The organism is Comamonas sp. A23 (assembly GCF_004522605.1).
GTDB classification, from domain to species: Bacteria; Pseudomonadota; Gammaproteobacteria; order Burkholderiales; family Burkholderiaceae_C; genus Comamonas; species Comamonas thiooxydans.
Window position 1 is genome coordinate 204672 of record NZ_RSDT01000002.1, and the last position, 13762, is coordinate 218433.

At 60.9% G+C, this 13762-nt stretch carries 13 protein-coding genes; 7 read left to right on the forward strand and 6 right to left on the reverse strand.

All coding sequences use genetic code 11. The annotated features are described in order from the left end of the window. Window positions 1–53: 53 nt before the first annotated feature. The 5 genes from dnaB to rpsF form a co-directional block, all read right to left on the reverse strand. Window positions 54–1487 (reverse strand): replicative DNA helicase, encoded by a 1434-nt coding sequence (gene dnaB, locus EIC84_RS05410; RefSeq protein ID WP_034359740.1) that lies wholly within the window; start codon window positions 1485–1487, stop codon window positions 54–56. A gap of 150 nt (window positions 1488–1637) precedes the next feature. Beyond that, on the reverse strand, window positions 1638–2090 hold the full coding sequence (rplI, locus tag EIC84_RS05415; RefSeq protein WP_003064296.1) for a 50S ribosomal protein L9: 453 nt from the start codon (window positions 2088–2090) through the stop codon (window positions 1638–1640). Window positions 2091–2101: 11 nt separating this feature from the next. Continuing rightward, complete coding sequence (rpsR, locus tag EIC84_RS05420) at window positions 2102–2383, reverse strand: 30S ribosomal protein S18 (RefSeq protein ID WP_003057920.1); 282 nt, start codon at window positions 2381–2383, stop codon at window positions 2102–2104. 18 nt (window positions 2384–2401) lie between these two features. Continuing rightward, window positions 2402–2692 carry a primosomal replication protein N gene (priB, locus tag EIC84_RS05425; RefSeq protein ID WP_003064293.1) on the reverse strand — a complete coding sequence of 97 codons (291 nt, stop codon included), beginning with the start codon at window positions 2690–2692 and terminating at the stop codon, window positions 2402–2404. Between the two features lie 20 nt (window positions 2693–2712). Next, window positions 2713–3075 (reverse strand): 30S ribosomal protein S6, encoded by a 363-nt coding sequence (gene rpsF, locus EIC84_RS05430; protein ID WP_003064289.1) that lies wholly within the window; start codon window positions 3073–3075, stop codon window positions 2713–2715. A gap of 314 nt (window positions 3076–3389) precedes the next feature. Here rpsF and grpE point away from each other — a divergent pair, with 314 nt between their 5' ends. The 3 genes from grpE to dnaJ all read left to right on the forward strand — a co-directional run bounded on the left by grpE (window position 3390) and on the right by dnaJ (window position 7235). Continuing rightward, window positions 3390–3935 carry a nucleotide exchange factor GrpE gene (gene grpE / locus EIC84_RS05435; RefSeq protein ID WP_003064287.1) on the forward strand — a complete coding sequence of 182 codons (546 nt, stop codon included), beginning with the start codon at window positions 3390–3392 and terminating at the stop codon, window positions 3933–3935. Window positions 3936–4060: 125 nt separating this feature from the next. Further along, a complete protein-coding gene (gene dnaK / locus EIC84_RS05440) occupies window positions 4061–6004 on the forward strand; it encodes a molecular chaperone DnaK (protein ID WP_003064285.1) in 1944 nt (647 codons plus the stop codon). Window positions 6005–6104: 100 nt separating this feature from the next. Then, a complete protein-coding gene (gene dnaJ / locus EIC84_RS05445) occupies window positions 6105–7235 on the forward strand; it encodes a molecular chaperone DnaJ (RefSeq protein WP_003064279.1) in 1131 nt (376 codons plus the stop codon). Between the two features lie 63 nt (window positions 7236–7298). Here the strand turns inward: dnaJ and EIC84_RS05450 are convergent, their stop codons facing one another. Beyond that, entirely contained in the window at window positions 7299–8582 is a 1284-nt protein-coding gene (locus EIC84_RS05450) for a tetratricopeptide repeat protein (RefSeq protein WP_003064276.1), read from the reverse strand. A 371-nt stretch (window positions 8583–8953) separates the two neighbouring features. Here EIC84_RS05450 and EIC84_RS05455 point away from each other — a divergent pair, with 371 nt between their 5' ends. The 4 genes from EIC84_RS05455 to leuB all read left to right on the forward strand — a co-directional run bounded on the left by EIC84_RS05455 (window position 8954) and on the right by leuB (window position 13497). Continuing rightward, window positions 8954–9922, forward strand: coding sequence for a LysR family transcriptional regulator (locus EIC84_RS05455; RefSeq protein ID WP_003064272.1), 969 nt, complete (start codon window positions 8954–8956; stop codon window positions 9920–9922). Between the two features lie 57 nt (window positions 9923–9979). Continuing rightward, a complete protein-coding gene (gene leuC / locus EIC84_RS05460) occupies window positions 9980–11401 on the forward strand; it encodes a 3-isopropylmalate dehydratase large subunit (protein WP_003064269.1) in 1422 nt (473 codons plus the stop codon). Between the two features lie 125 nt (window positions 11402–11526). Then, the gene (gene leuD / locus EIC84_RS05465) at window positions 11527–12183 is read left to right on the forward strand and encodes a 3-isopropylmalate dehydratase small subunit (RefSeq protein ID WP_003057935.1); all 657 of its coding nucleotides are present in this window, start codon (window positions 11527–11529) and stop codon (window positions 12181–12183) included. Between the two features lie 237 nt (window positions 12184–12420). After that, window positions 12421–13497: a 3-isopropylmalate dehydrogenase gene (leuB, locus tag EIC84_RS05470; RefSeq protein WP_003064266.1), complete on the forward strand. Its 1077-nt coding sequence runs from the start codon at window positions 12421–12423 to the stop codon at window positions 13495–13497. The last annotated feature ends 265 nt before the right edge of the window (window positions 13498–13762 follow it).

A 13762-nucleotide genomic window follows, 5' to 3' on the forward strand; every position in this document is an offset into this window, starting at 1 on the left:
ATATTCATAGAGTTATGAAATCCATACCCAACAAGCGCTAACAGCTATGATTTTTAGTATTCGTCCGTGCCGTAGCCCTGCGCCAGGTTCTCGAAACGCGTCTGGTTCTTCTGGAAGAAGAGCTTCACCGTTCCCGTCGGCCCGTTACGCTGCTTGCCGATGATGACCTCGGCAATATTGGGCTCCTTGCTCTCTTTGTTGTAGTAATCGTCGCGGTAGATGAACATGATGATGTCCGCATCCTGCTCGATGGCGCCCGATTCGCGCAGGTCGGACATCATGGGACGCTTGTCGGTACGCTGCTCCACCGAGCGGTTGAGCTGGGACAGCGCGATCACCGGGCATTGCAGCTCCTTGGCCAGCATCTTCAAACCCCGCGAGATTTCGCCCAGCTCGGTGGCACGGTTGTCGGAACTGGCTGCAGATCCCGATCCGCTCATCAGCTGCAGGTAGTCAACCACGATCAGGCCCAGCTTGCCGCACTGGCGCGCCAGACGACGCGCATTGGCACGCAGCTCGGTTGGAGACAGGCCCGGCGTTTCGTCGATATGCAGCGACACGGTGCGCAGACGCTCGATGGCCTCGGTCAGACGCGGCCACTCGTCGTCGCTGAGCTTGCCGGTACGCAGATTACCCTGGTTGACGCGGCCGATGGAGCCGACGATACGAACCGCCAGCTGGGCCGCACCCATTTCCATGGAGAAGATGGCGACCGGCAAGCCCTCATTGAGCGCCACATGCTCGGCAATATTCACGGCAAACGAGGTCTTGCCCATGGAGGGACGCGCCGCCAGCACCACCATGTCGCCGGCCTGCAGGCCCGAGGTCATGCGATCCAGATCGACAAAGCCCGTGGGCACGCCGGTCACATCCATGGGGTTGTCGGCCATCTCCTGGACCCGGTCCAGCAGATCCACCACCAGCGAATCCAGCGACTGGAAACCCTGCTTGTTGCGCGCCCCCTCCTCGCCGATCGCCATGATCTTCTGCTCGGCTTCGTCGAGGATGCGCTCCACGGTCTTGCCCTGCGGATTGAAGGCATTGGTCGCGATGTCGTCGCTGGCCGTGACCAGTTTGCGCAAGATGGCGCGCTCGCGCACGATTTCCGCATAGCGGCGGATATTGCTGGCACTGGGCACATACTGCGCCAGCTGGTTCAGGTACATCAGGCCGCCGATTTCCTCGGCTTTGCCCATGCCCTGCAGATGCTCATAAACCGTGATCACGTCGGCCGGCTTGCTGGCGTTGATCAGCTTGCCGATGGCTTCGTAGATCAGCTTGTGCTCGTGTCGGTAGAAGTCGCCGTCGCCAAGCAGATCACCAACGCGCTCCCAGGCATTGTTGTCCAGCAGCAGACCGCCGAGCACCGAAGATTCCGACTCCATGGAGTGCGGCGGCACACGCAGTTGCGCCACCTGCTGATCGGCAGTGGGAACCGGGGCGAATGCATCATCTTGCAGATCAAGCGGGGGCATTACTGACGACATGAGACTCCTAGAGACAAGTCCTCCATCGTAGCGGGAGGCGGTGGCGACGTCACGGCGGGTGACGATAAAAACGCTGGCGAGACAAACAATTACCAGAAAACAAAAAACCGCCCGAAGGCGGCTTTTTGCCAATTCAGAACAGAGCCTGAATTAGGAGTGGTCGCCGTACACGGAGACGGCCACTTCTGCAGCCACGTCGGTGTGCAGAGCCACCACCACAGTGGCGTCGCCAACGGTCTTGATGGGGCCGTTGGGCATGCGCACTTGCGACTTGTTCACTGCGAAACCGGCCTTGACCAGTTCTTCAGCGATGTCGGCGTTGGTGATGGAACCAAACAGACGACCGTCAACGCCAGCCTTCTGAGTGATCTTCACGTTCACGCCGTTGAGCTTTTCGCTCAGTTCTTGAGCGGCAGCCAGCTTCTCGGCGGCAGCCTTTTCCAGCTCAGCGCGCTTGGCTTCGAATTCAGCCTTGGCAGCAGCTGTTGCACGACGTGCAGCGCCGGAGGGGATCAGGAAGTTACGAGCGTAACCGTCCTTGACCTTGACGATATCGCCCAGGTTACCCAGGTTCACAACCTTTTCGAGCAGAATGATTTGCATAGTCGTGCTCCTTAGATCTTGTGCTGGTCAGAGTAGGGCAGCATAGCCAGGAAGCGAGCGCGCTTGATGGCTGTGTTCAGCTGACGCTGGTAGATGGCGCGCGTGCCGGTCAGGCGTGCGGGCACAATCTTGCCGTTTTCGGCGATGAAGTCACGCAGGGTGTCGACATCCTTATAGTCGATTTCTTCGACGCCGGCGACTGTGAAGCGGCAGAAACGCTTGCGCTTGAACAGCAGCGACTGGGTGTTGCGCTTAGGACGCTTGTCCTTGTTGAATTTCTTGAACGTGGCCATTGCTGGACCTCTTGAAAATTAATTTTGTTGAATATCCTGAATGTGCAAAACCAGCATCTTGCTATTGCGCGGCGTGGCCAGAAAACCTTGAAAGGTCCATTGACTACCGGGTGCTTGGCGGGCCAGCTTTTCAGCCAGGGCGCCAAAGGCAACAGCCTTGACAGATGCATTCACGTTGCGCGCACTGCCCAGCTCTTGTTGCTGCGAACTGTGTTCAATTCGCAAATCCAGGGCCGGCAATCCGGCGGGCGTGTAGCGCAAAGCAGCTTGCTCTACGAGAAGGCCCGTCAATACAACGCGGTTTTCCACTCCTTCAGTGTCTGATGCTATTAAGCGTGCTCAGCCTGGTTGGCCTTGCGGGCTTCTTCGCGCTCAACGCTCTTCATCATGGCGGAAGCAGCTGTTTCAGCCTTCTTCTTCTGCACAGTCAGGTGACGCAGCACGGCATCGTTGAACTTGAAGGCGTGTTCCAGTTCAGCCATCACAGCCTGGTCGGCTTCGATGTTCAGGCACAGGTAGTGAGCCTTAGCGAGCTTGTTGATCATGTAAGCCAGCTGACGACGGCCCCAATCTTCTTCGCGATGCACCTTGCCGCCACCAGCGGCAATCATGCCCTTGTAGCGCTCCAGCATCGCGGGAACTTGTTCGCTTTGATCCGGATGGATCAACAAAATGATTTCGTAATGACGCATAACGACTCCTTTTGGGTAAACGCCGCCCACTGCGTCTGTAGCGGTGCGGCAAGGCAAAACGTGAGATTCTAGCCGAGTAGCAGACTATCTGTACACTCTGGGGCCTATAAACCTGCGATTACCATTGGTCAATCAAGGCGAGATGTCTTGAAATCACAAGTACTCACTCTCCTGGAATGTCCCGCAAATCCCGCAGGATCACCCCAGCCGCTGCGCCCGCCGCCCTTTGTTGGGCGGCACGGGTCTTGAAATAGACCTGGCGGAGCGCATCTGGCAGACAGATTGTCTTAAGTTTTGAGAAACCTTCACCAACTATGACCGAGAACCACAACCCCAATACCATCAACGACGCCAGCCCCGAGGAACTGGAAGCGGCCCTGGCAGCCAATGCGTCGGACGAACTGGGACGTCTGCAGGCCGAGCTGGAAGAACTCAAGGCCAAGAGCGCCGATCTGGCCGACCAATACCTGCGTGCCAAGGCCGACGCCGAAAACATGCGCCGTCGCGCCGAAGAAGAGGTCGCCAAGGCACGCAAGTTCGGCATCGAGAGCTTTGCAGAAAGCCTGCTGCCCGTGATCGACAGCCTGGACGCGGCCCTGGCCATCCAGAACGCCACGCCCGAACAGCTGCGCGAAGGCTCGGACGCCACGCTGCGCCAGCTGAATTCGGCCCTGGAGCGCAACAAGGTACTCGCCATCAATCCCGCTGCGGGCGAGAAGTTCGACCCTCACCACCACCAAGCCATCTCCATGGTTCCCGCCGACCAGCCCACCAACACCGTGGTTGCCGTGCTGCAAAAGGGCTATGTGATCGCCGACCGCATCCTGCGCCCCGCGCTGGTGACCGTGGCCCAGGGCTGAGCTGGCTAGACACCCCAAAAAAACAACCGTCAGGGCAAAAAATAGTAAGTGACGGCTCTTGAAGCCGGCCACTACGCCCACAAGTGACGAATCAAGCAAACATTCAACAGATTACGGAGAGAATTATGGGAAAAATCATCGGTATTGACCTGGGTACCACCAACAGCTGCGTCGCCATCATGGAGGGTAACAACACCCGCGTGATCGAGAACAGCGAAGGTGCCCGCACCACCCCCTCCATCGTTGCCTATCAAGAAGACGGCGAAATCCTGGTCGGTGCATCCGCCAAGCGCCAGGCCGTCACCAACCCCAAGAACACCATCTACGCTGCCAAGCGCCTGATCGGCCGCAAGTTCGCCGAAGCCGAGGTGCAAAAGGACATCGACCTGATGCCCTTCCAGATCGTCAAGGCCGACAACGGCGACGCCTGGGTGCAAGTGCGCGACCAGAAGCTGGCACCTCCCCAGATCAGCGCCGAAGTGCTGCGCAAGATGAAGAAGACCGCCGAAGACTTCCTGGGCGAAGCCGTGACCGAGGCCGTCATCACCGTGCCCGCCTACTTCAACGACGCACAGCGCCAGGCAACCAAGGACGCCGGCCGCATCGCAGGCCTGGAAGTCAAGCGCATCATCAACGAACCTACCGCTGCTGCCCTGGCCTTCGGCCTGGACAAGGTGGGCAAGGGCGACCGCAAGGTGGCTGTGTATGACCTGGGCGGTGGTACGTTCGACGTCTCCATCATCGAAATCGCCGACGTGGACGGCGAAAAGCAGTTCGAAGTGCTGTCGACCAACGGCGACACCTTCCTGGGCGGCGAAGATTTCGACCAGCGCATCATCAACTACATCATCGACGAGTTCAAGAAGGAACAAGGCGTCGACCTGTCCAAGGACGTGCTGGCCCTGCAGCGCCTGAAGGAAGCTGCCGAAAAGGCCAAGATCGAGCTGTCGAACTCCGCACAGACCGACATCAACCTGCCCTACATCACCGCCGATGCCACAGGCCCCAAGCACCTGAACATCAAGCTGACCCGCGCCAAGCTGGAATCGCTGGTGGACGATCTGATCGAGCGCACGATTGCACCTTGCCGCACCGCCATCAAGGATGCAGGCATCTCGGTCTCCGACATCCACGACGTGATCCTGGTCGGCGGCATGAGCCGCATGCCCAAGGTGCAGGAAAAGGTCAAGGAATTCTTCGGCAAGGATCCCCGCAAGGATGTGAATCCCGACGAAGCCGTGGCCGTGGGCGCTGCCGTGCAGGGCCAGGTGCTGGGTGGCGAGCGCTCCGACGTGCTGCTGCTGGACGTGACTCCCCTGTCTCTGGGTATCGAAACCCTGGGCGGCGTCATGACCAAGATGATCAGCAAGAACACGACCATTCCCACCAAGTTCGCGCAGACCTTCTCCACGGCTGAAGACAACCAGCCTGCCGTGACCATCAAGGTGTTCCAGGGCGAGCGCGAGATCGCCAGCGCCAACAAGATGCTGGGCGAGTTCAACCTGGAAGGCATTCCGCCCGCAGGTCGTGGCGTGCCCCAGATCGAAGTGACCTTCGACATCGACGCCAACGGCATCCTGAACGTGTCCGCCAAGGACAAGGCTTCCGGCAAGGAAAACAAGATCACCATCAAGGCGAACTCCGGCCTGTCGGAAGAAGAAATCCAGAACATGGTCAAGGATGCTGAGCTGAACGCAGCCGACGACAAGAAGAAGCTGGAGCTGGTGACTGCAAAGAACCAGGGCGAAGCCGCTGTTCACAGCGTCAACAAGAGCCTGGCCGAGCATGGCGACAAGCTGGATGCCGCCGAAAAGAGCGCCATCGAAACTGCCGTCAAGGAGCTGGAAGAAGCGCTCAAGGGCGAGGACAAGGACGCCATCGACGCCAAGACAACGGCCCTGATGACGGCCAGCCAGAAGCTGGGCGAGAAGATGTACGCCGACGCACAGGCCGCTGGCGGTGCCGAAGCTGCTGCTGCCGCAGCAGGTGCCTCCGCCGGTGCCGGCGCCTCGGCTGCCGCTGACGACAACGTGGTTGACGCCGAAGTCAAGGAAGTCAAGAAGGACTAAGCGCGGGCAGGTCCTGGCCTCAAACCATTGACCGCTTGCCGCCGCGCCGAGCTCCCTGGAGCTGGCGCGGCGTTCCTGTTCCATTCGACCGAAAACTCACATGTCCAAACGTGACTACTATGAAGTTCTGGGCGTTGCCAAAAGCGCCTCGGACGATGATATCAAGAAGGCCTATCGCAAGCTGGCGATGAAGTTCCACCCTGACCGCAATCAGGGCGAGAAGGCCAAGGAAGCCGAGGAAAAGTTCAAGGAGGTCAAAGAGGCCTACGAGATGCTTTCCGACAGCCAGAAGCGCGCGGCCTACGACCAGTACGGCCATGCCGGCGTGGATCCCAATCGCGGCATGGGCGGCGGCGAGGGCTTTGGCGGCTTTGCCGAGGCCTTTGGCGACATCTTTGGCGATATGTTCAACGGTGGCGGCCGCGGCGGTCGCGGCGGCCGTCAGGTCTACCGCGGCAACGACCTCAGCTATTCCATGGAAATTACCCTGGAAGAGGCTGCCAAGGGCAAGGATGCCCAGATCCGCATTCCAAGCTGGGACAGCTGCGACACCTGCAGCGGCAGCGGCGCCAAGCCCGGCACCAGCACCAAGACCTGCACCACCTGCAACGGCATGGGCACGGTACAGATGCGCCAGGGCTTTTTCAGCGTGCAGCAGACCTGCCCGCACTGCCGTGGCACGGGCAAGATCATCCCCGAGCCCTGCACATCCTGCGGCGGCCAGGGCAAGGTCAAGCGCCAGAAGACGCTGGAAGTGAAGATTCCAGCCGGCATCGACGACGGCATGCGCATCCGCTCGGCCGGAAATGGCGAGCCCGGCACCAATGGCGGGCCGGCAGGCGACCTCTATATCGAGATTCGCGTCAAGGACCATGACATCTTCGAGCGCGACGGCGACGATCTGCACTGCAACGTGCCCGTGAGCTTCATCACCGCCGCCCTGGGTGGCGAAATCGAAGTACCCACGCTGCAAGGCAAGGCGGCGATCGACATTCCCGAAGGCACGCAAGCCGGCAAGCAGTTCCGCCTGCGCGGCAAGGGCATCAAAGGCATTCGCTCGAGCTACCCAGGCGATCTGTACTGCCACATCGTGGTGGAGACTCCGGTCAAGCTCACCGAGTACCAGCGCAAGCTGCTCAAGGATCTGGACGAATCGCTCAAGAAAGGCGGCTCCAAGCATTCGCCCAGCGGCGAAAGCTGGACGGACCGCCTGAAGAGCTTCTTCAGCTAGGCCCCTGCACCCAACAAAAAGCCCATCGGCAATGCCTGATGGGCTTTTTTCATGGCGCGTCGATCACTCCTTGCCGGGCTTCCAGTTGCGCACCTCGCGCTGCACCTTCAGCCGCTCTGCGGGGCTCAATGTCTGCTCGGCCGTCTGCATGCGGCTTTGCAGCGAGGGATCCTTGGCATGAGCGATAGCCAGCCAGAAATAGGCCTTGCCCATGTCTTTCTGCACGCCCTGACCACTGACATACATGGCTGCCAGATTCGACTGCGCCAGGGTGTAGCCCTGCTTGGCTGCACGATCGAACCAGCGCGCCGCCTGGCCTGCATCCTGCGGCACGCCCTGGCCGTTGGCATACAGGAAACCCAAAGACGACTGGGCCGCCGCATTGCCCTGACCGGCGGACTTCTCCAGCCACCGCGCCGCGCGCGTCAGATCCTGCGGCACCAGCGCACCTACGGCATAGATCATGCCGGTGTTGTACTGGGCGTCGGCATGGCCTTTCTCGGCCGCCTGTTCAAACCATTGCAGGGCAGCCCGACCGTCCTCCTTGACGCCCCGGCCGCTGGAGAGCATCACCCCCAGGCTGTACTGACCTGCAGCCTCGCCGCTTTTGGCCGAACGCTCGAACCATTGCACAGCCTGTGCATCATCGGCCGCCACGCCTCGGCCCTCGGCATACATCAGACCCAGGTTGTTCTGGGCGATGCCGTCGCCCTGCTCTGCCGCCTTGCGGTACCAGTTCACAGCCTGCGCCTCGTCCAGAGTCACGCCCCTCCCATTGGCATAGAGCACTCCCAGGTCGGACTGCGCAGGTGCATAGCCCTGGTCAGCCGACTGGCGATACCAGTGCACAGCCTGTGCCAGGTCCTGATTCACACCTTTGCCAAAACGGTAGCGCGAGCCCAGCAGATACTGGGCCTTGGCGTCGCCCGCCTGTGCTGCTGCACGCATGGCGGCCAGCTCCTTGGCATCTTCGGCCTGATTGTTCCTGGCCTCCGGCGTCCAATGCTCACGACCCAGCGGAGCTGCCGCTGCCGCACCTGCTGCCGCAGCACCAGCGACCGCTGCATTGCGGCCGGTGCGCCCTTTTTTACCGGCCTTGCCGGTGGACTTGGCCGATGAAGATTTGGCAGCACCTGCACTCGTGCTCTTGGTGGACTTGGACGATTTGGCTGGCGCGGCCGCACTGGATTTGGCCGGGGTCTTGCCTTTGGCCACAGCTGGCAAGGCAGTGCCGCCCAGCGCCAGTGCAGCTGCCAGCAGGCAGGCATGGCTCCAGCAACGGCTTCGGTGCAAGCGGGGCGCCCCCGAAGCCATAGCTGGCAACTCGGAAGGCTCACTGTCGGACATCGGATGGTTGGGAACTCTCATGACTCACATTTTTGCAGCGAATAGCGTCGATTCCAGGCTGCTTTACTGACGATTTACTTTGTAAAAAAACACCGGAACTCAGGCAGCAGGAAGACTTCCGCACCTCAGGCCGGATCATGCTTGAACGATTCTGGCATCTAGAGTCTTCGCTATGAAAATGCAAGTACACAAGACTGACAAATGCAACATCGCTTTCCAAGGTCTTGCCAAGTCATCGCAAAGTAAGAAATCACCCATCTCCAAAATTTACCCATCGCCAAGCAAGACATCTCATTCAAAGATGGATGCAGCTAGATTAATCGGTAAAAATGCTGAAAACTTCTCGAAACGAGAAGACTTGAGCCTACCCCATGAAGAATTCAGAGCGCAGTTTTGCGCGCCGCATCGATCTCACCTCGCTTCAGCTGTTCGTCGCCGTGTGCGAACTGGGCAGCATTGGCCGCGCCGCTGAACGCGAGTTCATTGCAGCCTCGGCCGTCAGCAAGCGGCTGTCCGACCTGGAAGCGACGGTGGACACCGCCCTGCTCTATCGCCACAGCCGCGGCGTGACGCTGACGCCGGCCGGCGAGAGCCTGCTGCACCATGCGCGCAATGTGCTCTACGGGCTGGAGCGCATGCAGGGCGAGCTCTCCGAATACGCCGACGGCGTGCGCGGCCATGTGCGCATGCACGCCAATATGTCGGCCATCGTGCAGTTTCTGCCCGAAGACCTGGGAGCCTTTGCGCGCGAACACAGCCAGATCAAGATCGATCTGCAGGAGCACCTGAGCCCCGACGTGCTGAGCGCCGTGGCCGAGGGCACAGCCGATATCGGCATCTGCACGCTGGGCAATATCAGGAGCAGCGAAGGCAATCAGGCCACCGTTCAGCTGACCCAGGGCAATGTGCCGCTGCAGTACCGCAGCTATCGCAAAGACCGATTGGTCGTCGTCGTGCCCGAGCGCCATGCCCTGGCCGACCGCGAAAGCGTCGCCTTCACGGAAGTGCTGGAATGGGACATCGTCAGCCTGCATGCCGGCTCCTCGATCAGCCTGGCCATGCGCGCTGCCGCAGCCCAGGCTGGCCACCCGCTGCACCAGCGCATCCAGGTCACCAGCCTGGACGCCATGTGCCGCATGATCGACAACGGCCTGGGACTGGGCCTGCTGCCCGACCGCGCATTCGAGCTGATGCATGGCGTGGGCCATCTGCGCGCCGTGCAGCTCACCGACGACTGGGCGCACCGCGAACTCTGCGTGGTGGCCCGCGACTTCGAAGCGCTGCCGGTGACCACCCGCCTGCTGGTCGATCACCTCTGCCCCGCCAGCGCCAAGGCTTGAAACATCGCATCAAGCCACAACAGAATCCTCCCAACAAACCAACCTCACGAGACCATCATGGGACGCACCCTCTACGACAAGATTTTTGACGAGCACGTCGTTCACACCGAGGAAGACGGCACCTCCGTCCTCTATATCGACCGCCATCTGGTGCACGAAGTCACCAGCCCCCAGGCCTTCGAAGGTCTGCGCATGGCAGGCCGCAAGCTGTGGCGCGTCAGCTCGGTCGTGGCCACGGCCGACCACAACACGCCCACCGACGGCTGGGAGCGTGGCTATGACGGCATTGCCGACCCCATCAGCAAGGAACAGATAACCACGCTGAACAGCAACATCGCCGAGTTCGGCTCGGCGGCCTTCTTTCCCTTCATGGACAAGGGCCAGGGCATTGTTCACGTCATGGGCCCCGAGCAAGGCGCGACCCTGCCCGGCATGACCGTGGTCTGCGGCGACAGCCACACCTCCACCCATGGCGCTTTCGGCGCGCTGGCCCATGGCATCGGCACCTCCGAGGTCGAGCATGTGATGGCCACCCAGACCCTGCTGGCCAAGAAGGCCAAGAACATGCTGGTGCAGGTCAACGGCAAGGTCGCGCCCGGTATCACCGCCAAGGACATCGTGCTGGCCATCATCGGCAAGATCGGCACCGCCGGCGGCACGGGCTACACCATAGAGTTTGCCGGCGAAGCCATCCGCGACCTCAGCGTGGAAGGCCGCATGACGGTCTGCAACATGGCCATCGAAGGCGGCGCCCGCGCAGGTCTCGTGGCCGTGGACGACAAGACCATCAACTACATCAAGGGCCGCCCCCTGGCGCCCACGGGTGGCGAATGGGATGCCGCCGTCACTTACTGGAAGACGCTGCATTCCGACGCCGATGCGAAGTTCGACCGAGTGGTGGAGCTGAACGCCGCCGACATCGTGCCGCAGGTGACCTGGGGCACCAGCCCCGAGATGGTGCTGGGCATCGATGCCGCCGTCCCCGATCCCGACAAGGAAAAAGACTCGAACAAGCGCGGCGCCATCGAACGTGCGCTGACCTATATGGCACTGGAACCCGGCAAGCCCATCAACGACATCTTTGTCGACAAGGTGTTCATCGGCTCCTGCACCAACAGCCGCATCGAGGACATGCGCGAAGCCGCCGCCGTGGTCAAGAAGCTGGGCCAGAAGGTCGCCAAGAACATCAAGCTGGCCATGGTCGTGCCCGGCTCCGGTCTGGTCAAGGAACAGGCCGAGCGCGAAGGCCTGGACCAGATCTTCAAGGCCGCCGGCTTTGAATGGCGCGAACCCGGCTGCTCCATGTGCCTGGCCATGAACGCCGACCGCCTGGAGCCCGGCGAGCGCTGCGCATCGACCTCGAACCGCAACTTCGAAGGCCGTCAGGGCGCCGGCGGCCGCACTCATCTGGTCAGCCCCGCCATGGCCGCTGCGGCAGCCATCCACGGCCACTTTGTCGACATCCGTAAATTTGCGTAACCCCCTGAGTCGCTGCGCGTCTTCCCCCAAGGGGGACGACGGCCTTTGCTGCGGGGCGGCCCTTGCTGGCCGTCTCTGATGCAAGACGCGAACGTCGCCAAGACCAAAGATTCTGGAATCACACCATGCAAAAATTCACCGTGCACAAGGGCCTCGTCGCCCCCATGGACCGCGAGAACGTCGACACCGACGCCATCATCCCCAAGCAGTTCCTCAAGTCCATCAAGAAGACCGGCTTCGGCCCCAATCTGTTTGACGAGTGGCGCTATCTGGACCAGCCCGGCCAGCCCGGCGTGCCCGAAGCCGACCGCAAGCCCAATCCCGACTTCGTGCTCAACCAGCCCCGCTTCAAGGGCGCCAGCATCCTGATCGCGCGCAAGAACTTCGGCTGCGGCTCCAGCCGCGAGCACGCGCCCTGGGCCCTGGACCAGTACGGCTTCCGCGCCATCCTGGCCCCCAGCTTTGCCGACATCTTCTTCAACAACAGCTTCAAGAACGGCCTGCTGCCCATCGTGCTGCCCGAGGCCACGATCGACCAACTGTTCAACGACGTCGCGGCCTTCCCCGGCTACGAGCTGACCATCGACCTGGAGCGCCAGGTGATCCTAAGGCCCCAAGGCGAAGAAATTGCCTTCGACGTCATCGCCTTTCGCAAGTACTGCCTGCTCAACGGCTTCGACGATATCGGCCTGACCATGCGCCATGCCGACAAGATCAAGGCCTTCGAAGCCGAGCGTCTGGCGCAAAAGCCCTGGCTGGCGCATACATTGATTCAGAAGTAACCCCCTGAGCCGCTGCGCGGCTTCCCTCTTTCTCGATGCGTTGCATCGGAAGGGGGACGGCATCTTCGCTGCGGGGCGGCCCTTGCTTGATGCCCCTTGTTTGGGGCGTGCTTGTTTTTAGGTTGCTACCCATAAATGAGCTGCTTGCGCCTTCTATTCATGAACATCAGCATTAATTCAATCTGAAATCTATGAATATCAAGCGCTAGCAGCTATCAAATTAATCAAAGGAACATCATGAAGATTGCAGTTTTGCCCGGTGATGGCATCGGTCCCGAAATCGTCGCGGAAGCCGTCAAGGTGCTCGAGGCCCTGAATCTGGGTCTGGAGATGGAAACCGCTCCCGTGGGCGGTGCCGGCTATGAAGCTGCCGGCCACCCCCTGCCTCCTGCCACGCTGAAGCTGGCACAGGAAGCCGATGCGATCCTGTTCGGTGCCGTGGGCGACTGGAAGTACGACACGCTGGACCGCCCCCTGCGCCCCGAGCAGGCCATTCTGGGCCTGCGCAAGGCCCTGGGCCTGTTCGCCAACTTCCGCCCCGCCATCTGCTACAAGGAGCTGACCCACGCCTCCAGCCTCAAGCCCGAGCTGGTGGCAGGCCTGGACATCCTCATCATCCGCGAACTGACCGGCGACATCTACTTCGGCCAACCGCGCGGCCGCCGTGTGGCTCCCGACGGCCATTTCCCCGGCGCCGAGGAAGCCTTCGACACCATGCGTTATTCGCGCCCCGAGATCGAGCGCATCGCCCATGTCGCCTTCCAGGCCGCCCAAAAGCGCAGCAAGCGCGTGACCAGCGTGGACAAGGCCAATGTACTGGAGACCTTCCAGCTGTGGAAGGACGTGGTCAGCGAAGTCGCCAAGCAATACCCCGACGTGGCCCTGGACCATATGTATGTGGACAACGCCGCCATGCAACTGGTCAAGGAACCCAAGCGCTTCGACGTGGTGGTGACCGGCAATATGTTCGGTGACATCCTTTCCGACGAAGCCTCCATGCTGACCGGCTCCATCGGCATGCTGCCCAGCGCCAGCCTCAACGACAAGAAGCAAGGCCTGTACGAACCCAGCCACGGCTCGGCTCCCGACATCGCCGGCAAGGGCATCGCCAACCCCCTGGCCACCATTCTGTCGGCCGCCATGATGCTGCGCTTCAGCCTGGGTCAGGAAGCAGCCGCCCAGAAGATCGAAGCCGCCGTGCAAAAGGTGCTGGCCGACGGCCTGCGCACTGCCGACATCTACAGCGAAGGCACGACCAAGGTCAGCACCCGTGAAATGGGTGATGCCGTGGTCAAGGCGCTGGCCGGCGTCTGAGGCACCGAAACCGCTGAAGCCCAGCCGCCGCCGTAAGCGGCGGCTTTGGGTTTGACGCAAAATTCGGCACCAAATAAAACAAAACGTCAAAAATAAATCATTTATTTCGACGTTTTGACTAGAGTTTCAAGCACTTTTAGTTCTTCAAGCTTTTTCTCTAGTCGCTAGAATGACAACTCTTATGTTTGCCGCACGCACCTTCGCTCCCGAAATCGTCACACCCGCAAAGACTGCCGGTGTGAATGCGCGCGCAATCACCATTAAG